Source organism: Salinicola endophyticus (assembly GCF_003206575.1).
Taxonomy (GTDB): Bacteria; Pseudomonadota; Gammaproteobacteria; order Pseudomonadales; family Halomonadaceae; genus Salinicola; species Salinicola endophyticus.
The window spans coordinates 114,044-135,122 of record NZ_PZJO01000005.1; the positions used below are offsets into that span (position 1 = coordinate 114,044).

Here is a 21,079-nt window from a genome sequence, read left to right on the forward strand (position 1 = left end):
CCGGTGCCGTCGACACAGGCCGAGGCACCGCTGCTGGCGCTGACCAGCGGCGAGCCGGCGGGTATTGGCCCCGAGCTGACGCTGGCCCTGGCGCGGCGTTGGCCGGCGTTGGCTGCGCGGGTCGTCGTCATCGGCGACCCGCAGTTGCTGGCGGCACGCGCCGCTGGGCTGGGCTGGGCGGTCGAGATCGAGCCGCTCGACCCCGCTGCGCCGGTGCCGCCCGCTCGGGATGGCCATCTGCCGGTGTGGCCGGTGGCGCTGCGGCGGCCGTCGCATCCCGGCGTGCTCGATCCGGGCAACGCCGATTACGTGCTCGAGACCCTGGATGTCGCCATCGCCGCCTGTCGTGACGGGCGCGCCGCGGCCATGGTCACTGCGCCGCTGCACAAGGGGGCGATCATCGAGGGCGGCTACCCGGGATTCACCGGCCATACCGAGTACCTGCGGGACGTCTGCGGCGTCGAGGAGGTGGTGATGATGCTCGCCACGATGATCGCCTCGACGCTCGACACCAGGCGCGCGCCGAGGCCGCTGCGGGTCGCCCTGGCCACCACCCATCTGCCGCTGGCGCGGGTCGCCGAGACGCTCGACGCCGCGCTTCTCACGCGGGTCACCCGGATTCTCGCCGCCGAGCTGACCCAGCGCTTCGGCATCGCCGTGCCGCGCATCCTGGTGAGTGGGCTCAATCCCCACGCCGGCGAAGATGGCCATCTGGGCCGTGAGGAGCTCGAGATCATCACCCCGACCCTCGAGCGGCTGCGCGCCGAGGGGCTCGATCTGGTCGGCCCGTTGCCCGCCGATACGCTGTTCACGCCGCGCCATCTGAATGACGCCGATGCCGTGCTCGCCATGTATCATGACCAGGGGTTGCCGGTACTCAAGTATGCCGGCTTCGGCCAGGCGGCCAATATCACCTTGGGCCTGGGCATCGTTCGCACCTCGGTCGATCACGGCACCGCCCTCGACCTTGCCGGCAGTGGCCAAGCCGATGTCGGCAGTCTCAGGGTGGCGCTGGAAGTGGCCTGCGAGATGGCCACTCATCGATCTCACTGACTCATCTCTCTCACCGAGAGGGTGTTTACACCGCTGTCCCGTGCAGCTTTCAGGTAAACGACCTCTGAAGGAATTCGTTGTCAATGGCTAACCCAGCCGATTATCCGCGTGGCGCGCTGCCGCGAGCTCGCAAACGTTTCGGTCAGAACTTCCTGCGCGATGCCGGCGTGATCTCACGCATCGTGCGCGCCATCGGGCCGCGTCCGGGGGAGCGCCTGGTCGAGATCGGCCCGGGGCAGGGCGCTCTGACCGAACCGCTGCTCCAGGCCGCCGGTGCGCTCGAGGTGATCGAACTCGACCGTGATCTGATCCCTGGGCTGCGGGTGCAGTTCTTCGCCTATCCGGACTTCGTGATCCACGAGGGCGATGCGCTCAAGTTCGATTTTCCGGCGCTGGCGGCCGAGGATGGCCGCCCGCTGCGGGTGGTCGGCAACCTGCCCTACAACATCTCCACGCCGCTGATCTTCCATCTGCTGGCATCGCGCGGCGCCGTAGCCGACATGCACTTCATGCTGCAGAAAGAAGTGGTGGAGCGTCTCGCCGCCGAGCCCGGTGGGCCCGACTGGGGGCGACTGTCGGTGATGACCCAGTACCACTGCCAGGTGGAGTCGCTGTTCGTGGTGCCGCCGGAAGCCTTCGTGCCGCGGCCCAAGGTCGACTCTGCCATCGTGCGCCTGACACCCCATGCCGAGCTGCCCGTCGTGGCGCACGACGAGGCGCGCTTCGCCGAGATCGTGCGCGATGCCTTCGGCCAGCGGCGCAAAACGCTGCGCAACAACCTCAAGGGGCTGGTCGAGGCCAGCGAACTCGAGGCGCTGGGGATCGACCCCGGCCGCCGCCCGCAGACGCTGACGGTGGCGGAGCTGGTCGCCATCGCCAACCGGGTCACGGAGCGCGAGGCATGAATGAACTGGCTGCGCAGATCGGGGTCCAGGTCGAGCCCGACTACCGCGCCGACGAGTCGGATCCGGCGCAATCGCGCTACGTCTTCAGCTATACGGTGACGGTGCACAACCGCTCGACCCGCGAGATCCAGCTGCTGTCGCGCTACTGGAAGATCACCCAGGGCAACGGCAAGGTGCAGGAGGTGCGTGGCAATGGCGTGGTCGGCAAGCAGCCGGCGATCGCCGCGGGTCACAGTTTCCGCTATACCAGCCGCGCGGTGCTGGCCTCCCCGGTGGGAGTGATGCAGGGCAGCTACGGCTGCACCGATCTCGCCAGCCAGGAGGCCTTCGAGGTCACCATCGAACCGTTCCGGCTGGCGACCCCCAACCAGGTGCACTGAGCTGCGCCGGGTGCCGACCCGTTCATCCCGGAGGGCTCCCCAGCCCTCGACCTAGGGTTTGTACGAAAAGTCAGCGAGCGAAGACAAGACAAGGCAAAAATCGGCGAAAACGCGGAATTTACGGGGTGTAAATGAGCATTTTGAGCTGATTTTTAACGCCGTATTGCCGAGCGCAGGTAGTTTTCGTACAAAGCCTAGAACCGACCATCGAGAAGGACGACGACTATGGCCACCTATGCCATCGGCGACCTGCAGGGCTGCTACGCTGAGTTCGACGCACTGCTGTCGCGGCTCGACTTTTCGCCCTCCCGTGATCGACTGTGGCTGGCCGGCGACCTGGTCAACCGCGGACCCGGTTCGCTCGCCTGCCTGCGCCGGGTGATGGCGCTGGAGGGCGCTGTGGAGACGGTGCTGGGCAACCACGATCTGCATCTGCTGGCGGTGGCGCGGGGGCACGGCAAGCTCAAGCGCAACGATACCCTGGCCGAGATACTTGCAGCGCCGGATTGCGACGCCCTGATGGACTGGCTGTGCGCCCAACCTCTGCTGGTCGCCGACTCGGCCCGCAATCGGGTGATGACCCATGCCGGATTGTTGCCGCAGTGGTCGCTGGCCGAGGCTCGCGAGCTGGCGGCGGAAGCCGAGGCAGTGTTCGGCGGTGATGCGGTCGATGACTTTCTCGCCGAGATGTACGGCAACCGGCCGGCGCGCTGGTCGCCGGCGCTGGAGGGGCTGGACCGCCTGCGCAGCATCGTCAATGTCTTTACCCGGATGCGCTTCATCGATGCCGACGGTACCCTCGACTTCAGCGCCAAGGAGGGGCTGGATAGCGCACCGGCGGGCTTCGCGCCCTGGTTCACCTATCCGCGCCGGCATCCCCGCGAAGCGGATCTCACCCTGCTGTTCGGCCACTGGGCCGCGCTGGAGGGGGAAACGCCAGGGGCCCGTGTGCGCGCCGAAGCCCTGGACACCGGCTGTGTCTGGGGCGGCTCGCTCACGGCGCTCGATCTCGACAGCGGCGAGCGTATCGCCGAACCGTCGCATCAGATGCGACGCTGAATCCATCTCAGAGGGCGTACATGCCACACCCATTCGAACATCTCGATGCCGACACGCTCATCCAGTGGCTGGGCGAGGGTCGCACCCTGACCCTGGTCGATATCCGCGATCCGCTGAGCTTCGCCCAGGGGCACATTCCCGGCAGTCGCCATCTGGACAACACCAGTGCCGCCAAGCTGGTCGAGCAGACACCCCCCGCACAGCCGCTGGTGGTAGTCTGCTACCACGGCCACTCCAGCCAGCAGGCCGCCGCCTGGCTCGCCGGTCAGGGCTTCAGCGAGGTCTACAGTCTGGATGGCGGCTTCGTCGACTGGGCGCATCGCCATCCTGAACGGGTCAGCCGATAGGAGGCGTCATGCACGCTGGCAACGATCCCTGTCTCGACGGTCTCGAGGTCTATCTGGTCGGCGGCGCGGTGCGCGATGCCCGGTTGGGCTGGCCGGTCGGCGACCGCGACTGGGTGGTGGTCGGTGCCAGCGTCGAGCAGATGCGCCAGCGCGGCTTCCAGCCGGTGGGGCGCGACTTCCCGGTATTCCTGCATCCGCAGACCCATGAGGAGTACGCGCTGGCGCGCACCGAGCGCAAGCGCGGTCACGGCTATACCGGTTTCGAGGTTCACGCCAGCCCCGATGTCACGCTGGAGGCGGATCTGGCGCGGCGGGATTTCACCATCAATGCCATGGCCGAGGGTGCCGACGGCGAGCTGGTCGACCCCTACGGTGGGCGCGACGACCTCGAGGCCCGGCTGCTGCGCCACGTGTCGCCGGCGTTCGTCGAGGACCCGCTGCGGGTGCTGCGTGCGGCGCGCTTTCTCGCCCGCTATCGTCACCTGGGGTTCGCCATCGCTGGCGAGACCCTGGCGCTGATGCGTCAGCTCGTGGCGGGCGGCGAGATCGCGCACCTGGTCGCTGAGCGCGTCTGGACCGAGACGGAAAAGGCCCTGGCTGAGGCCGACCCCGAGGCTTATTTCGAGACCCTGCAGGCGTGCGGCGCGCTGGCGGTGCTGATGCCGCCGCTGGCCGACGATATCTTGGCGGCGTCCCTGGCGCGGCTGGAGAGCGTACCGAACGATCTCGCCGAGCCGGCGGTCTGGCGCTGGGCGCGCCTCGGTGAGCATCTCGCGGCTGATGACCAGCGCGCGCTCAATGACGCCGTCAAGGCCCCCAACCGCTACCGTGACGCCATGCGCCAGGCGGCGCTCACCCGCGAGCTACGCCAGCGCTGTGACCATGCCGACTCGCGTGCCGGAGAGATCATGCGCTGGCTCGACGGTATCGACGCCTGGCGTCGGCCCGAACGCCTCGATCCGCTGCTGGCGCTGATCGCCCACGAAGCCCCGGCGCTGGCCAATGATCTCGCCCTGGCCTGGCGGCTGGCGTCCCAGATCCTGCCCCAGGCGCTGCTCGACGAGGGCCTGCGTGGGCCGCAGCTGGGTCAGGAGCTGGCCCGGCGGCGAGAGCAGACCATCCGCGAGGCGCTGGAGACGGCGTAGACAAGGGGCAGCGAGGTGAAGGGGCCTTCGCGCCAGCCACCTCACCCTCGGCGCGCGCTCATTCCCCTCTCGCTTCAGCCCTCGCTCCTCGGAGACGCGCCCCCTCCCGGATGCCCACTGCCAGACGACAACGCCCGCGGCGATCACTCGCCGCGGGCGTTTGACGTGGTGGCGCCGGTCTAGACGAACAGGCCCACGATCAGTGCCATCACCAGACCCGTCAGGCCGATGATGGTCTCCATCACGGTCCAGCTCTTCAGGGTCTGCGCTTCGGTCAGGCCGAAGTAGCGGTTGACCAGCCAGAACCCGGAGTCGTTGACGTGGCTCAGCACGGTGGCCCCCGAGGCGATCGCGATCACGATCAGGCCGAGCACCGGACCCGACAGGCCCAGGGTCGAGATGACCGGTGCCATCAGGCCGGCAGCGGTGATCATGGCCACGGTGGCGGAGCCCTGGATCACGCGCACGGCGGTGGAGATCAGGAACGCCAGCAGAATCGGCGGCAGCGCGCTCTCGGCCATGATGTCGCCCATCACGCCGCCGACCCCGGAGTCGATCAGCACCTGCTTGAACACGCCGCCAGCCCCGGTGACCAGGATGATGATGCCGGCTGGCTCGAGGGCCTTGGTGGCAACCTCCATCACCTGCTCTCGGGTCATGCCGCGGCGTGTGCCCAGGCAGGTGAAGGCGAGCAGGGTGGCCAGGGTCAGCGCCACGAAGGGGTGGCCGAGGAAGGTCAGTGCAGCCAGCACCGGACTGTCCGCCGGCAGAATCACGCCGGAGACGGTGTTGAGCACGATCAGCGCCAGCGGCAGCAGAATGATCGCCAGAATCAGCTTGAAGCTGGGCAGATCGCGGGTGTCGGCCGGCTCCTTGGGCAGCTCCATGTAGTCGGGAATCTGGGCGTCGATACGCTTGGCGATCCAGCGTCCGAACAGCGGCCCGGCGATGATCATGGCGGGCAGGCCGCAGATGGCGCCGAACAGGATCACGTAGCCGAGGTCGGCTCCGATCAGCTTGGCCACCGCGATCGGGCCCGGTGTCGGCGGAATGAACGAGTGGGTGACCGCGAGCCCGGCGAGTAGCGGAATGCCGTAATAGAGCAGCGAGCGTCCGGTACGCCGGGTCAGGGCATAGATCAGCGGCACCAGGATGATGAAGGCGACGTCGAGAAACACCGGAATCGCGACGAGGAAACCGGTGACCCCCATCGCCCACTGCGAGCGGTTCTCGCCGAACTTGCCGAGCAGCGTGCTGGCCAGGCGATCGACTCCGCCGGAGACCTCCAGCATCTTGCCGAACATCGCGCCCAGACCGACCACGGTGGCGACGAAGCCGAGCGTGCCGCCCATGCCTTTCTCGATGGTGTTCAGCAGCTCCTCGACGCCCATGCCGGTCGCCAGACCCACGACACCGCTGACCACCAGCAGCGCCACGAAGGCGTGCAGGCGCAGACGCATGACCAGGTAAAGAAGGACGATGATGCTCCCCAGCGCGGCGAGGATCAGAGAGGTGGGACTGTCCATGAGGATGAAAAACCCTTTGTGAGCGAAGCACCTGCTGGCAGTTGAGGCGCTGGCGGATGTCGCCGCGGACGTGGTGCGTCCAGCACCTGCCGGGGGCGATATCCCGCGGGACGCTATGCGCCTTTGGTGGCGTTGTGCTTCGGTGTGGAGTTGGCGAAAATGGATGTTACCGGTAACAGCTCGGCGGCAACAATGCGCCTAAAGGTGTAGAGACAAGCCGCTCGCTGGTGGTTACGCCTAAGAACGCTTTTCACAACCGCCAGACGACGTGGGCTTATCCGGCGGCAGGGCGTTGCGAGGGGGCTGTGACCCTCTTCCTGGGCGCTACCCTTGCCATCTCTGGCAAAGCCCCCTCGCTTTGCCCCGCCCCCGGCGCCCTTCGTCAGAGGGTTTGTAAACACCCTCTGAGAGGGCATCACCCGTTTGCCGGCGGCCATCGGCGCCGAGCGCCGCCGGTAGAACGATTCATCGGCACAACGATTCATCAGCGAAAAGAGTCCGACGCATGAAAACCAATCAGGGACATCGCATCGTCGTCATGGGCGTGTCGAGTTGCGGCAAGACCGAAATCGGGCAGCGCCTGGCGGCGCGTCTGGAGGGGCGCTTCCTCGACGGTGACGATTACCACTCCGAGGCGAGCGTGGCCAAGATGTCGCGGGGCGAGCCGCTCAACGACGACGACCGCGCCGGCTGGCTCGCCCGGCTGAGCGAGATCCTGGGGGAGGCGCGTGCGGCGGGCGAGACGCTGGTGGTGGGCTGCTCGTCGCTCAAGCGCCGCTACCGCGACACGCTGCGCGAGGGCGATCCGGCGCTCACTTTCGTCTACCTGTGCGGCAGCCGCGAGCTGCTGCTCGAACGCATCCAGTCGCGTGAGGATCACTTCTTCAAGGGCGAGGCGATGCTCGACAGCCAGCTCGCAACGCTGGAAGCCCCCGGCGCCGACGAGGCGGTGACGGTGGATATCGATGCCAGCATCGAGACCGTGGTCGAGCGTGCCGCCGAGGCGCTGACCGAGCGCTATGCCCATCAGTCCGGCAGCGCGGCCTCCTAGTCAGCTCGAGGGCGCGCTGGGCAAGAACGGGGTGGGCTAGCCGATACTGCCGCCGCAGCGCACCTCGAACCCCAGATCCTCACTGTGCGGCCGGCAGGGCTGGCCGGCGAGGCGCGCCAGCAGGCGCTCGGCGATCACCTCGCCGATTCGCCGGCGGGGTGTCACCACCGTGGCCAGTGGCGGTGTCGTCGCTTCCACGATGTCGAGCCCATTGAAGCCGGCCAGGGCGAGGGCGTCGGGCACCGCCAGGCGCCGGCGCTGGCACTCGAACAGCGCGCCGGCGGCCAGGTCGTCGTTGCAGCAGAACACCGCCTCCAGCGCTGGCCAGCGCTCCAGCATCGACCCCAGCATCTCGCCGCCGAGGCGATAGCTCGACGGCTGCGGCGTGGTCAGGCAGGACTCGGTGGAGAGACCGGCGGCGCGCAGCGCCGCCTCCCAGCCTGCCATGCGCAGCTGGGCGCGGTGATCCATGCGCGCACCGAGAAAGCCGACCCGGCGGTAGCCGTGGGCGAGAAAGGTCTCCGTCAGCGCCCGGCCGGCGGCGGTCTGATCGAGCCCGACATTGATGTCGAGCGGGGTCGGGGTCAGCTCCAGCGTCTCCACCACCGGCACCCCGGCCCGTCGCAGCAGCCGCTCGGCATGCTCCGTATGGCGGGTCCCCGACAGTACCAGGCCATCCACTCCATAGCCCAGATAGGTGTCGATCAGACGCTCCTCCTCGAGTATCGAGTAGCCGGTATGGCCGATCAGCAGCTGATAGCCGGCGGCGCGCAGACCCTCCTCGATGCCGCGCTGGATATCCGAGAACACCGCGTTGGAGAGTGACGGGATCAGCAGCGCGACACTGTGACTGCGGCCGCTGGCCAGCGCCCCGGCGGCGTGATTGGGGATATAGCCGAGCTCGGCGATCGCCGCCTCGATACGCTGGCGCAGCGGTAGCGAGACCCGCTGCGGCTCGCGCAGGGCGCGCGAGACGGTGATCTTGGTGACCCCGACCCGATCGGCGATATCCTGAAGCGTGACGCGTCCCGAAGCGCGGCGTGGCATGACGATCTCCCCAGCGCGGCAGCGGCGCCCGACGCTGGCGATCGATAGGGATATCGCGCCCGAGGCGGGTCCGATGAAGATGATGGTTAGCGGTAACTTTCGAGCAGACTAGCACGCTGCCCTGGCGCTGGCTGTGCGGCCATGGTTGTAGCCGATCGGATTGCCGGAGGTGGGGTAGAGCCCGTGCTCAAGGGGCGCTATCGCCGATCAGCAGCTCGGTATCCAGGGTGCGCGAGCGACGCGGTTCGAGATCGAGCAGCATGGCCGCCGCCAGCCGGCCCTTGGCGGTGTTGTCCTGGTGTACCGTGGTCAGTCGCGGGCGCCGCCGCTGACCTTCGGCGATGCCGTCGAAGCCGGTGATGCGCAGATCCTCCGGCACCCGCAGCCCGCGTCGCTCGGCCAGGTCGATGGCGGTCAGGGCGATACGATCGGAGAGACAGATGAGGAGGTCCGGGCGTGTCGCCGCAGGCTGGTCGAGCAGCGCGGCGACCACCGGCACGCAGCCTTCGTAGGTGTTCTGGTCGACGTTCCACAGCGCCACGCTGTCGGGATCGATGGCGGCCTCCGTCAGCGCCTTGAAGATCCCGTCGAGACGCCGCCGGGTGACGGTGAGATCGGCCGACAGTAGCGCCTCCAGGCCGATCTGGCCCACGTGGGACTGGGTCAGGCGCAGCCCGACGATGGCGACTCGCTGCGGCGGATGGCGCAGGGCGTGGCGAGCCAGTGCGAGGCTGGCCGGGTAGTTGTCGACATGCACCGCCGGGATACCCGGCAGATCGATGTCGATGGCCACCGCGGGGCGATCCGCGATCAGGTCGAGGATGCGCGAGGAGGCGCCGTGCAGGCCGTAGACAATGACACCGTCGGCCATGTCGACACCGCCGCCGCTCTGCTCCAGGCGTCCCGGCAGCAGCATCAGCGAGTGGCCGTGCTGATCCAGCTGTGCGGCGACACCGGCGATCAGCTCGCTGGCGACGCTGTCGCTCAGACTGTAGAAGAGGTTTTCCGCCAGCAGCATGGCGATGATGCCGGAACGGCCGGTGCGCAGCATGCGCCCGCGGGAGTCGGGGCCGTGGTAGCCGAGCGCCGCCGCGGCGGCGAGAATCTCTTCGCGGCGGGCCTGGGAGAGCTGGTCGGGGCGGTTGAAGGCGTTGGAGACGGTGGCGGCGGAGACGCCAAGACGTGCAGCCACCGTCTTCAGCGTCATGCGCTTGGTTTGACTCACGGTCGCACGCGTGGGATGGGATGCCGCGTCGTGCGCTGCTGGCGCCGTGTAGCGATGGCCGTGGCCGGGGGCATAGGTGAGTCTCCTCGTCGGGGATCGGATGGCGGCCAGGGCAGCGGCCGCCATCCCGCCTTGGGCTTTGCCTAGGTGGCGCTCAACCATGCCGCCGCATTGCCAGCCAGCGTCGTGCCGTTCACCACACCGGGCTGGCTCTGGGCGAGCAGCGGGGCCGCCGGCAGGTCGATCGGTGTATCGCCCAGGTTGAGCACCACCCTAACGTCGCCGTTGGTCAGCACCAGCACATCCTCGCGCGGGCTCGGTGCCCACGCCAGTTCGCCCTGGCCAAGGTTATGGTCGCGGCGCAGTTTGAGCAACTGCTGATAGAGCGTAAGCGTCGAATCCGGCCGATCGAGCTGACGGTCGACGGCGTAGTCGGCGTAGTTGTCCGGCTGCGGCAGCCAGCGCTCGCCGCTGTCGTTGAAGCCGAAGGCCGGGGCGTCGGCGCGCCACGGCAACGGCACCCGACAGCCGTCGCGGCCGCCATCCTCGCCGCCGGTCCGGAAGAAACCCGGATCCTGGCGGTAGCGGTCAGGCATGCTGGTGTGATCCGGCAGGCCCAGCTCCTCGCCCTGGTAGAGATAGGCGGAGCCGGGCAGCGCCAGGGTCAGCATGATGATCGCGCGAGCTCGGCGCAGGCCCAGTGCCTCGTCGGGCTGCTCGTCACCGATACCGATCTTCTGCGGCCGCGCGCCGGGATTCGACAGCCCCAGACGCGAGGCATGGCGCACGCCGTCGTGGTTGGACATCACCCAGGTGGTGGTGGCGCCGACCGCGCCGGTGACGGCGAGCGAGCGGTCGATGATGGTGCGCAGCTCCGCGGCATCCCAGTGGGCGATCAGGTAATCGAAGTTGAACGCCTGCTGCATCTCGTCGGGGCGAATGTAGCGCGCCACCCGCTCCGGCTTGAGCCAGGCCTCGGCGACCATCATGCGGTCGTCGCCATACTCCGCCAGGATTCGGTGCCAGCGGCGATAGATGTCGTGCACGCCATCCTGATCCCACATCGGGCCACGGTTGCCGCCCTCGACCATCACTTGTTCGCCGTCCCAGTCCGGCAGGCCCGGCTGCTTGATCATGCCGTGGGCCACGTCGACGCGGAAGCCGTCGACCCCGCGGGCGAGCCAGAAGCGCAGCACGCGCTCGAACTCGTCGCCCACCTCGGGGTTCTGCCAGTCGAAATCGGGCTGGGTGCTGTCGAACATGTGCAGATACCACTGGCCGTCTTCGACCCGGGTCCAGGCCGCGCCACCGAAGATGCTCTGCCAGTTGTTGGGCGGCAGTTCGCCCTGCTCGCCACGCCCGTCGCGAAAGATGTAGCGCGCCCGTGCCGGGCTGCCCGGCGGGTTGGCCAGCGCCTCCTGGAACCAGACGTGTTCGCTGGAGCTGTGATTGGGCACCAGGTCGACGATTACTCGCATGCCGCGCTCGTGGGCACCGGCCAGCAGGCGGTCGAAATCGTCGAGGGTGCCGAACAGCGGGTCGACGTCGCAGTAGTCGGCGACGTCGTAGCCGGCATCGGCCTGGGGCGAGCGGTAGAACGGCGATAGCCACAGCGCATCGATCCCCAGGGCGGCGAGATAGTCGAGGCGTGCGGTGACACCGGCGAGATCGCCCATGCCGTCGCCGTTGGCGTCCATGAAACTGCGCGGATAGATCTGATAGATGACGGCATCGCGCCACCACTGCTGCTGGGTCATGCGGAACTCCTCGTCACAAGGCGAATCAGGGGCTCGGGGCCGGCGTGGCGATCACCACTGCCGCCGCTTGAGTCGGGTCAAGGTCTGGTCGAGATCGGCGAGCACCGCCGCCGGCTGGGCGCGGCCGGAGAGCACCGCGTGCACATCGTTGAAGATGGCATTGGAGACCCGGGCATAGGCCTCGCCGGTCACCGCCGAGGGGCGCGCCACGGCGTTCATCAGCACCGGGCGCAGCACGCTCATGGTGGGGGTGGCCGCGACCACCTCGGGATCGTCGTAGAGCGCGATCCGGGTCGGGTTCATGCCGTTGTTGAGGGCGTGCCGACGCTGCACCTCGGCACTGGTCATATAACGTGCCAGCGAGATCGCGGCCTCGGGCGCCTCGGTGTAGCGCGAGACGGCGAAGTTCCAGCCGCCCAGGGTGCTCACCGAGTCGCCATCGGGGCCGTGGGGCAGCGGTGCGACGCCGATCTTGCCGCGCACTGGGCTGCCTTCACGCTGAGCCAGCGACCACACGTAGGGCCAGTTGCGCATGAACACCGCGTTGCCGCTCTGGAACACGCCGCGCGCCTCCTCTTCGGTGTAGTTGAGCACGCCACGTGGGGCGATGTTGCCGATCCAGCTCGCTGCCTCGGTCAGCGCCGCCGTGGCCTGGGGGTTGTCCAGCGTGATCTCGCCATCGGTGTCGACGATACGTCCGCCGCCGTAACCGGCGATCCACTCCAGCGCGTTGCAGGTCAGGCCCTCATAGGCGCGGCCCTGGAAGACGAAGCCCCACATCTCGGCATCGCCGGCGGCGCGCTCGGCCTGCTGGATGCTGGTCGCGGTGGCGGTCATCTCCTGCCAGGTCTCGGGTACCGGGCGCTGGTGCTTGTCGAGCAGATCCTGGCGGTAGTAGAGCAGGCCTGCATCGGTGTACCAGGGCAGCGCCACCAGGCGGCCGTCGACGGTATTGGCCTCGATCAGCGCGGGAAAGAAGGCTTCGCGCTGGTCGGGCGGTACGGCCTCGCCGAGGTCGAGCAGATGCGGTGCCAGCAGCCCGGGCCAGGCGATATCGAGCATCATCACGTCGACATCCTGGGAGTGGCTGTTGAGCAGCTGCTGGAACAGCGCCAGCTTCTCGGTGGTGGCGTTGGGTGTGGTCACCACCTTGACGCTATTGCCGCTCTGGGCCGCCCAGGCGCGTGCTGCGGTGGGGCAGTAGTCGCCGTCGCCACCCCCGCCGCAGGCGATGGCGATCTCGGCGGCCTGGGCCCCACCGGCGCTACCCAGCAGTGCGAGCAGGCCCAGGGCGACGCGCCAGCGCCACCGGTTCGCGGGTGGTCCGGGGCGGGTTCGCCTGGCGGCGGATCGGTGTGTGTCGGCACCGCTCATGAGGCGGCTCCCTGCGCGGCGGCGGGGGCGGCGTGGCGTTCGAGCGGCGGCACCGCGCGGCCGTCGTGGTCGAACAGATGGCCGTGCAGCGGATCGAAGTCGAGCGTCACCCGCTGGCCGCGCTGGAACGGGCTGGGCGCCTGGGTGCGACACACCAGCAGCTCGTCGTCGTTGCGTTCCAGATAGAGGTAGGCCTCGCTGCCGAGATACTCGACGTTGACGATCTCCAGCCCCTCGCCGCGCTCGCTGGGGGTGGGAATCAGATGCTCCGGGCGCACGCCCAGGGTCGCCTCGTTGGAACTGCCGCTGCCGGCGCTGAAGGCCAGCGGCAGGGTGCGCTCGCCGACGGCCGGAATCTCCACGCGGCAGCCTTGCCCGGCGTCGGCTTCGGCGGTGACCTGGATGAAGTTCATCTTGGGCGAGCCGATGAAGCCGGCGACGAAGCGTGACGCGGGGCGTTCGTAGAGCTCGCGCGGGGTGCCGATCTGCTCCACATGGCCGGCGTTGAGGACCACGATGCGGTCGGCCAGGGTCATCGCCTCGACCTGATCGTGGGTGACGTAGATCATGGTCGAACCCAGGCGCTCGTGGAGCCGCGCGATCTCGTTGCGGGTCTGCACCCGCAGGGCCGCGTCGAGGTTGGAGAGGGGCTCGTCGAAGAGCAGGATCTTGGGCTCGCGGGCCATCGCCCGGCCGATCGCCACGCGCTGGCGCTGGCCGCCGGAGAGCGCCTTGGGCAGGCGCTCCAGCAGGCCGTCAAGCTGCAGGAGCTTGGCCGTGTGGCGGACCCGTTCGTCCACCGTCTGCTTCTCCTGCTTGGCCAGTTTCAGGCCGAAGGCGATGTTGTCGTAGACGCTCATGTGCGGATAGAGCGCATAGGACTGGAACACCATGCCGATGCCGCGCTCCGGCGGTGTCAGGTTGTTGACCCGTTGGTCGTCGATCATCAGGTCGCCGTGGGTGATCGATTCGAGCCCGGCGATCAGGCGCAGCAGGGTCGACTTGCCGCAGCCCGAGGGGCCGACGAAGACGATGAACTCGCCGTTGTCGATCTGCATCGAGACGTCGTCGATCACCTGGGTGCTGCCGAAGCGCTTGTTGACTCGTTCGAGCGTCAGACCAGCCATAGTTTCTCCTACCCGAGAACGGGGAAATCAGTAGTGGCCGAAAGCCTCAGAGGCGTTCAGCCCTTGACGGCACCGGCGGTGAGCCCGGAAACGATACGCCGCTGGAAGATCACCACCAGCACCACCAGCGGCACGGTGACGATCACCGAGGCGGCCATGATCGGCCCCCACGGCAGCTCGTACTGGCTGCCGCCGGAGATCAGCGCGATCGCCACCGGTACCGTGCGCTGCGAGTCGGTCAGGGTGAAGGTCAGTGCGAACAGGAACTCGTTCCACGCAGCGATGAAGGCCAGCAGACCGGTGGTGGCCATTGCCGGCCACAACAGCGGCATGAACACCTTGGTCAGGGTCACCCAGGGGGAGGCGCCATCGACGATCGCCGCCTCCTCCAGTTCATCGGGGAGCTGGCGCATGAAGGTGGTCAGGATCCACACCGTGAACGGCAGGGTGAAGATGGTGTAGCTGAGGATCAGCCCGCCGGGGGAGTTGTAGAGATCGAGCGTACGGATCACCTCGAACAGCCCCGAGAGCACCGCCACCTGGGGGAACATCGACACCCCCAGCACGATCATCATCACCGTGGTACGCCCGCGAAAGCGCACTCGGCCCAGCGCCCAGGCCGCGGTCAGACCCAGCAGCAGGGCGATGATCACCACGCTGATGGCGACGACCACCGAGTTGCGGATCGCGGCCAGAAAGGTCGGCTGCGACAGCACCGTGACATAGTTGGAGAAGTCCAGACTATCGACCCAGTAGCTCACCTCGAACAGCTGGCTCGACGGCTTCAGCGAGGTCACGATGGCGTAGTAGAAGGGGAAGATGGCATAGAGCACCAGCACTGCCACCAGCATCCAGAAGCCGGTTGTCAGCGCGATGCTCTTCAGTCTGCGCAGCGTCATGACCCACCTCCCAGCTGGCGGCGTCCGAGATAGAGATAGACCACCGTGACCAGCGCGATGATCATGAACAACAGCGTCGAGGCGGCACTGCCATAGCCCACGTCCTGGAACTCCACCAGTTGCTGGCGGGCGTAGATCGACATCGTCATGGTCGAGGCGGCGTTGGAGGTCAGCACGTAGATGACGTCGAACACGCGCAGTGCGTCCAGGGCGCGGAAGATCACCGCCACCAGCAGGGCCGGGGTGATCAGCGGCAGGGTGACGCGAAAGAACACCCGCACCGGATGGATGCCGTCGACCTTGGCCGCTTCATAGCAATCCGAGGGCAGCATCTGCAGCGCCGCCAGCACCAGCAGGGCGACGAAGGGGGTCGCCTTCCACACGTCGACCATGATGACCGCCCACATCGACAGACTGGCGTCGGCGGTCCACGACAGCGGTGCATCGATCACACCCAGGGTCATCAGCAGGTGATTGATGATCCCGAACTGGTCGTTGAGCATCCACGCCCAGATCTTGGCCGAGACCACGGTGGGGATCGCCCACGGGATCAGCATCGCCGCGCGCACCAGGGTGCGGCCGCGGAAGTGGGCGTTGAGCACCAGCGCCACGATCACCCCCAGCACCGCCTCCAGCGATACCGAGACCAGCGCGAAGTAGAGCGTGTTCCACACCGACTGCCACCACAGCGGGTCGGCGAGAATGCCGTACCAGCCGTTGTCATAGACCAGATAGTTCTCGAACCCGATGAAGTTGGCGCCCTCGAGGCTCGACAGGCTGGCATCGGTGACGCTGAACCAGAAGGTGCGCGCCAGCGGCCAGCCTGCGACCAGCGCCAGGCCGATCAGCATCGGGGTCAGGAACAGCCAGGCCGCGCGTACCCGGCGCCGGCGTACCCGGGTGCCGCGTTCGCGACGCGGCCGCGCCGGCTGAGTGGCGTCCACCGCGCCGCCCGGACTCGGGGCGGCCGGCGTCTGCGCCATTGTGGGTTGCCGAGTTGCCATGGATTGCCTCCCGGCCGCTTACCAGCGGCGCCGCTTGATGCGCTCGAGTTCGCTCTGCAGTGATGCCAGACCTTGGGCCGCGCCGATCTTGCCGGAGAGCACTTCATGCACGGTGTTGAAGAAGGCGTTGGAGACCCGCGGATACTTGTCGCCGGTCACCGCCGAGGGGCGTGGGATCGCCGAGGTGAAGGTGGTGTAGAGGGTGCCGAAGAAGGGCACCGCAGCGAGCACCTCCTTGTCCTTGTAGAGTGCCGGCAGGGTCGGGTTGTAGGAGCCTTCGATGGCGCGGCGCTTCTGCTCTGCGGGAGAGGTCAGAAAGGCGACCAGATCGGCGGCCATCTGCGGGTGCTCGCTGTAGCGCGAGACCGCCAGGTTCCAGCCGCCGAGCACGGCCGCGCTGTGGCCATCGGCGCCACCGGCGGGCAGTGCCACCACGCCGACCTTGTCGCGGATATCGCTCTGCTCGGACTGCACCAGATCCCAGGCGTAGGGCCAGTTGCGCATGAACAGCGCATTGCCCGACTGGAACACCCCGCGTGACTCCTCCTCGGTATAGTTGAGCACCCCTTGGGGTGAGATATCGCCGATCCAGCTCGCCGCCAGGGTCAGCGCCTTGGCCGCCTGCGGATTGTCGACGGTGATGTCGCCGGCATCGTTGACGATGGTGCCGCCATCGGGATAGCTGGCGATCCACTCCAGGGCATCCACCGTCAGCCCCTCGTAGGCGCGCCCCTGGAATACGAAACCCCAGAAATCCTTGTGCCCGGCCTGGCGCTCGCCGGCCTGGACGGTTCGCGCCTCTTCGGTCAACTGCTCCCAGGTGGTGGGCACCTCAAGGCCATATTTCTCGAGCAGATCCTTGCGGTAGTAGAGCACCCCGGCATCGGTGAACCACGGCATCGCCACCAGCCGACCATCGACGGTGTTGTTGTCGACGATGGCCTCGAAGAAGTCGTCGGTGGTGCCCTTGGGCAGGTATTCGTTGAGGTCGATCAGGTGCGGCGCGAGCATGCCTGGCCACACCACGTCGATCTGGAACACGTCGATGTCACCGGAGCGCGCGTTGAGGATCTGCTGATAGAGCGACAGCCGCTCGGTAGCCGAGTTGGGGGTCGATACCACCTCGACGCTGTGGCCGCTCTGTGCCTCCCAGCGCGCGACGCCCTCCTTGCACAGCGTAAGCTCGGCGCCGACCGCGCCGCAGGAGATGGTGAGATCGGCGGCCTGGACCTGGCCCGCGACGGTCAGTGTGGTCGCCAGCATTAGCAGAGAACGTGTTTTCATCCTGGGCTCCTGGGGAGTGCCGGTTGTTGTTGTGGGCGACTATCGTCGGGTTATCGCCGTGCGCCCGAGGTTCACGACCGGATGCGACGCATCTGGGGGCTATCCGGCCGTTATCTTAATCGTTTAAGTTCCTGGCCAAGTTATGCCACTTGCTCGTGCCGGCTCAACCCGGACTTTGGTTGTAAAGGGCGTTGGCGAGGGCTGAGTGCAGAAGCGCGCCGAGCGCTCGTGATGCCCCGGGACGAGGGCGTTAGACCTTGGTCAAAGCGCCTTTCGTCGATGTTTTCAGGCGGATCTTAAACGTTTAAGTTCCGCCTTGCGTCACGACTCGCTGACACCGCCATCCCGTGGTCAGAGCAGGGGGCTCGGGATGGGGCCGGGGGAGGGCGACGCGACGCCCCAACGCGCAGGCGGTGGGGCGTCCGGCGGGCGAGGGGACGACAACAACCACAACAGGAGCATGTCATGTCCAGATCAGCGATCGATGTGATCGAAGGTTCTCGGCTATGCCGCCCGCGCCGGGCGACACCGGGGTTTCGCAAGACCGGGCTCGCCATCGGTGTGGCGCTGGCCTCACTGGGCGCCGTCTCCTCGGCGCAGGCGCAGTCTAACCAGAGCCTGGAAGCGCGCCTGGCGGCGCTCGAAGCCAGAGTGGCCGCGGCCGAGCAGCGCGCGGCCACCGCCGAACAGCGTGCCAATCTGGCCGAGCAGAAACTCGATTCGCTCGAGGATCAGTCCCTCGATACGCGCCTTGCGGCGGTCGAGAGCCAGGCCGAGACCCGCGGCGCCGAGGCGGCCAAGAGCGCTGACGATGGTCTTTCGTTGAGTGTCTACGCGCGCTCCGGGCTGCTGCTCGGCGACGACGGCAAGAGCGCTCCCGGCCGCCCCGGTCTAACGCCGGCCGGCGCCACGGGCGGTAACGTGGGGCGGCTGGGCAACGAGCCGGATACTTATGTCGAGACCGTGCTCAACTACCACCAGACCTTCGACAACGGCGCCAAGTCGCTCTATCGCATGATGCTGGCGGACGGTACCACCAGCAGCAACGACTGGACCGCCGATGAGTCACAGCTCAACGTGCGCCAGGCGTTCGTCGAGTTCAGCGATCTGCCCAGCTTCACCGGTCCCTTCGAGAACGCCAAGATCTGGGCCGGCAAGCGCTTCGACCGCAACAACTTCGACATCCATTGGCTCGATACCGATTTCATCTTCCTCGCCGGTACCGGTGCCGGTATCTACGACGTGGCGGTCAACGATGACTGGAGCACCAACCTCACGCTCTACGGGCGCAGCTTCAGCGACTTCCCGGTGGTCAGCAGCGAGAATCCGGATCTGACCGGTAGCACCGATGCCCTGATTCTCTCTACCAATAACTACATCGGCCCGTTCCAGTGGATGCTCAGCGGTCTCTCCGCCAACGACAACGACGAGCGCGACACTGGCAGCCGCGCCAGAGCGGCGGATCATGGCTTCCATGGCATGCTCGCCTATCACGGTGACAGCTTCTTCGGGGTCAGTGAGGGCAATACCGTCGCCGCGCTGATTCATGGCGAAGGACTGGGGGCCGAGGTCAAGGCGTTGGGCTCCGACGGCAACCTGACCGATGACGCCAAGACCACCCGGCTGGGCCTCTACGGCACTACCTACGTGGCACCGCGCTGGCGTGTGGCTCCGGCGGTGCTGGCCCAGACCAGCGACGACCGCTACGCCAACGGTGACAGCTACGACTGGGCCACCTTCAACCTGCGTTTCGCCAACGAGCTGACCCAGAACTTCGAGATGCAGTACGAAGCCAGCTATCAGTGGATGGATCTCGATCCCAAGGGCTACAAGGGGCGTAACGCGGTAGAGGGCGGCTACACCCGCTTTACCCTGGCGCCGACCTTCAAGCCCCAGGTGGGCGGTTTCTGGCAGCGCCCCGAGATCCGCGTATTCGCCAGCTACAGCGACTGGGATAGCGAGCTCAACAACTTCGCCGGCGATGACGCCCTGGGTAAAGACAACTTCACCGGCGGGCAGTGGACCTTCGGGACGCAGATGGAGGTGTGGTTCTAGACCTCAACCGACCTGGCTCGAGCCCGCCGTCAGCGTCGGGCCGCATGACCCGACGCCCCGCCGATCGTGATCGGCGGGGCGTCGCCTTTCAGGCGCCGTGGTGCCGGATGACGCTGGCAGGCGAAAGGTCGTGCGGCGTCAGGTGAAGGAGAGCAGCAGCAGGATCAGCGGCGGTGAGAGCAGCGAGAGCAGAAAGCCGCTGACGATGGCCACCGGCACGCAGGCGATGCCGCCGTGCTTCTGAATCACCGGCAGGGTGAAGTCCATCGCCGTGGCGCCGCTGTAGCCGATCGCCAGCGGCACCGCGCCGCGGATGAACAGTGGCACCAGCAGAAAGGCGAGCAGCTCCCGGGCCAGATCGTTGAAGAAGGCCGCCCCGCCCAGCACCGGGCCGATCTGGTCGCCGATCAGAATCCCCGAGAGCGAGTACCAGCCGAAGCCTGCGGCCAGCGCCATGCCCTGGTTCCAGGGCAGCGCCAGCAGCGGCGCCGCAAGCAGTCCGGCGAGCAGCGAACTCACCATTACCACCCCGGCGATCGCCAGCCCCAGCCGGTTGAGCAGGATCTGTCGCAGCCCCAGCCCCGAATTGCGCAGCTGGCAGCCGATCAGGCCGAGCAGAACGTAGAGCGTCCAGGTGGCCAGGGTCTCGGCCTGGGCTGCCGGGTGCCAGCCGAGCAGGCGCATGCCCGCGCCGAGCAGTACGCCACCGGCGACCACGGCGCACAGCAGCACCGAGCCCTTCATCGCCTGCCACTTGCCGAGTGGCGCGGCATCGTCGCCGGCGATGCGCTCGACCCGTGCCATTGGTCGCCGCGACAGCCACCACAGGGCGAGCAGATTGAGCGGCGAGATCACCAGGAACAGGGTGGCCGCGGTGGCGCCGATGGTCGAGAGCTGCCCCAGCAGGTTCTCCATCCCGCCCAGGCTGATACCCATCAGCAGCAGGATGACGTAGACCGAGGCGCTCACGCCGCGGTCGATGCCGCGGCGCAGGCCGGCGTGCCGGACCGGTATCAGGTAGCCGACGATCAGCGGCAAGAGTATCCACAGCAAGCCCAGCAGCATGGCGACCTCGGCGAGATGAGCAATGAAAACGGGCGCCCTGTTGGGGCGCCCGTTGAAGAGTCGAAACTGTAATTCGATACGCTAGGTCATTCAACTCCCTTATCGCGCGGGAAACTGACATCGAGCAGGCTGAGCTGGCTGCGCTGCTCGCCGTCGCGCACATAGCGGCTGGCCAGCAGCAGGCCGGGCACGTCGCGGTCGAAGGTCAGGAACAGATGGCGGCCACGCTTGTCCGGGTCGGCATCCCAGGTATCGACGCTGACCCCCGGGAACTTGCCGGCCGGCGTGGTGACCTCTCCCTCGCCGGTCACCCGATAGTAGAGCGTCTTGTCGCGTCCCTTGTGGTCTTGATAGGTGAGCTGGCAGGGCGACACCTGATCGCTGCGGCAGCGCGCTTCGGGGGCCGTGCGCGCGAGTTCGAACAGCGCAGTCTGGCGGTCCGGCAGACGCTTGAGCTGGTCGGCGTTCAGGTGGTAGTCATCGCCGATCCCCAGCAGCGAGTAGCCGGAGGTGTAGTCGATGGCCTGCACGTCATCGCCCTCCACGGCGAAGCGCCCGCGCTCCTCGCCGTGGGCGATCTTGAGGCTGGCCTGCATCGTGCTCTCCCACACGCTGCCGTGCTGGCTCAAGCGGTGGGTGATGGTGGCATCCGGCCAGCCGCTGATGGCCAGGCGGTAATGGGCCACGAAGGGCGTTGGCGCACTTTGGGCCAGCGCCGTGGTAGCGCTGAGCAGCAACAGTGCGAGTGACAGCAGCATCGAGGTGAGATAGGGCAT

General features: G+C 67.5%; 19 protein-coding genes. 8 read left to right on the forward strand and 11 right to left on the reverse strand.

Annotated features, from left to right (window positions below; all coding sequences use genetic code 11):
- Positions 1–3: 3 nt before the first annotated feature.
- From pdxA to DOM66_RS12815, 6 genes are all read left to right on the forward strand, one after another.
- Positions 4–1,053 (forward strand): 4-hydroxythreonine-4-phosphate dehydrogenase PdxA, encoded by a 1,050-nt coding sequence (pdxA, locus tag DOM66_RS12790; protein WP_110690395.1) that lies wholly within the window; start codon positions 4–6, stop codon positions 1,051–1,053.
- A gap of 83 nt (positions 1,054–1,136) precedes the next feature.
- Complete coding sequence (gene rsmA, locus DOM66_RS12795; RefSeq protein ID WP_110690396.1) at positions 1,137–1,958, forward strand: 16S rRNA (adenine(1518)-N(6)/adenine(1519)-N(6))-dimethyltransferase RsmA; 822 nt, start codon at positions 1,137–1,139, stop codon at positions 1,956–1,958.
- On the forward strand, positions 1,955–2,338 hold the full coding sequence (gene apaG, locus DOM66_RS12800; RefSeq protein ID WP_110690398.1) for a Co2+/Mg2+ efflux protein ApaG: 384 nt from the start codon (positions 1,955–1,957) through the stop codon (positions 2,336–2,338). The genes rsmA and apaG overlap by 4 nt, the downstream gene beginning before the upstream one ends.
- A gap of 225 nt (positions 2,339–2,563) precedes the next feature.
- On the forward strand, positions 2,564–3,397 hold the full coding sequence (locus DOM66_RS12805) for a symmetrical bis(5'-nucleosyl)-tetraphosphatase (protein ID WP_110690400.1): 834 nt from the start codon (positions 2,564–2,566) through the stop codon (positions 3,395–3,397).
- A 20-nt stretch (positions 3,398–3,417) separates the two neighbouring features.
- Complete coding sequence (gene glpE, locus DOM66_RS12810; protein ID WP_110690401.1) at positions 3,418–3,744, forward strand: thiosulfate sulfurtransferase GlpE; 327 nt, start codon at positions 3,418–3,420, stop codon at positions 3,742–3,744.
- Between the two features lie 8 nt (positions 3,745–3,752).
- Positions 3,753–4,889 carry a polynucleotide adenylyltransferase gene (locus tag DOM66_RS12815; RefSeq protein WP_110690403.1) on the forward strand — a complete coding sequence of 379 codons (1,137 nt, stop codon included), beginning with the start codon at positions 3,753–3,755 and terminating at the stop codon, positions 4,887–4,889.
- A 179-nt stretch (positions 4,890–5,068) separates the two neighbouring features.
- Here the strand turns inward: DOM66_RS12815 and DOM66_RS12820 are convergent, their stop codons facing one another.
- Positions 5,069–6,415, reverse strand: coding sequence for a GntT/GntP/DsdX family permease (locus DOM66_RS12820; RefSeq protein WP_110674677.1), 1,347 nt, complete (start codon positions 6,413–6,415; stop codon positions 5,069–5,071).
- A 505-nt stretch (positions 6,416–6,920) separates the two neighbouring features.
- Here DOM66_RS12820 and DOM66_RS12825 point away from each other — a divergent pair.
- A complete protein-coding gene (locus DOM66_RS12825) occupies positions 6,921–7,466 on the forward strand; it encodes a gluconokinase (protein WP_110674676.1) in 546 nt (181 codons plus the stop codon).
- A 36-nt stretch (positions 7,467–7,502) separates the two neighbouring features.
- Here the strand turns inward: DOM66_RS12825 and DOM66_RS12830 are convergent, their stop codons facing one another.
- From DOM66_RS12830 to DOM66_RS12865, 8 genes are all read right to left on the reverse strand, one after another.
- The gene (locus DOM66_RS12830; protein ID WP_110674675.1) at positions 7,503–8,513 is read right to left on the reverse strand and encodes a LacI family DNA-binding transcriptional regulator; all 1,011 of its coding nucleotides are present in this window, start codon (positions 8,511–8,513) and stop codon (positions 7,503–7,505) included.
- 187 nt (positions 8,514–8,700) lie between these two features.
- On the reverse strand, positions 8,701–9,738 hold the full coding sequence (locus tag DOM66_RS12835) for a LacI family DNA-binding transcriptional regulator (protein ID WP_232825148.1): 1,038 nt from the start codon (positions 9,736–9,738) through the stop codon (positions 8,701–8,703).
- 143 nt (positions 9,739–9,881) lie between these two features.
- Positions 9,882–11,495 carry a glycoside hydrolase family 13 protein gene (locus tag DOM66_RS12840; RefSeq protein ID WP_110674673.1) on the reverse strand — a complete coding sequence of 538 codons (1,614 nt, stop codon included), beginning with the start codon at positions 11,493–11,495 and terminating at the stop codon, positions 9,882–9,884.
- A 51-nt stretch (positions 11,496–11,546) separates the two neighbouring features.
- Positions 11,547–12,869 carry an ABC transporter substrate-binding protein gene (locus tag DOM66_RS12845; RefSeq protein WP_110690405.1) on the reverse strand — a complete coding sequence of 441 codons (1,323 nt, stop codon included), beginning with the start codon at positions 12,867–12,869 and terminating at the stop codon, positions 11,547–11,549.
- On the reverse strand, positions 12,866–13,996 hold the full coding sequence (locus DOM66_RS12850) for an ABC transporter ATP-binding protein (protein ID WP_110690406.1): 1,131 nt from the start codon (positions 13,994–13,996) through the stop codon (positions 12,866–12,868). Before DOM66_RS12850 ends, DOM66_RS12845 begins: the two co-directional genes overlap by 4 nt.
- Positions 13,997–14,052: 56 nt before the next feature.
- A complete protein-coding gene (locus tag DOM66_RS12855; protein ID WP_110690409.1) occupies positions 14,053–14,895 on the reverse strand; it encodes a carbohydrate ABC transporter permease in 843 nt (280 codons plus the stop codon).
- Positions 14,892–15,899: a carbohydrate ABC transporter permease gene (locus DOM66_RS12860; protein WP_407071988.1), complete on the reverse strand. Its 1,008-nt coding sequence runs from the start codon at positions 15,897–15,899 to the stop codon at positions 14,892–14,894. Before DOM66_RS12860 ends, DOM66_RS12855 begins: the two co-directional genes overlap by 4 nt.
- Positions 15,900–15,917: 18 nt before the next feature.
- On the reverse strand, positions 15,918–17,183 hold the full coding sequence (locus DOM66_RS12865; RefSeq protein ID WP_110674668.1) for an ABC transporter substrate-binding protein: 1,266 nt from the start codon (positions 17,181–17,183) through the stop codon (positions 15,918–15,920).
- Positions 17,184–17,648: 465 nt separating this feature from the next.
- Here DOM66_RS12865 and DOM66_RS12870 point away from each other — a divergent pair, with 465 nt between their 5' ends.
- On the forward strand, positions 17,649–19,238 hold the full coding sequence (locus DOM66_RS12870) for a carbohydrate porin (protein ID WP_110690413.1): 1,590 nt from the start codon (positions 17,649–17,651) through the stop codon (positions 19,236–19,238).
- A gap of 138 nt (positions 19,239–19,376) precedes the next feature.
- Here DOM66_RS12870 and DOM66_RS12875 read toward each other — a convergent pair whose 3' ends face one another.
- Together DOM66_RS12875 and DOM66_RS12880 are read right to left on the reverse strand one after the other, a co-directional pair.
- Positions 19,377–20,303: a lysine exporter LysO family protein gene (locus DOM66_RS12875; RefSeq protein WP_110690415.1), complete on the reverse strand. Its 927-nt coding sequence runs from the start codon at positions 20,301–20,303 to the stop codon at positions 19,377–19,379.
- A gap of 86 nt (positions 20,304–20,389) precedes the next feature.
- The gene (locus DOM66_RS12880) at positions 20,390–21,079 is read right to left on the reverse strand and encodes a hypothetical protein (RefSeq protein WP_110690417.1); all 690 of its coding nucleotides are present in this window, start codon (positions 21,077–21,079) and stop codon (positions 20,390–20,392) included.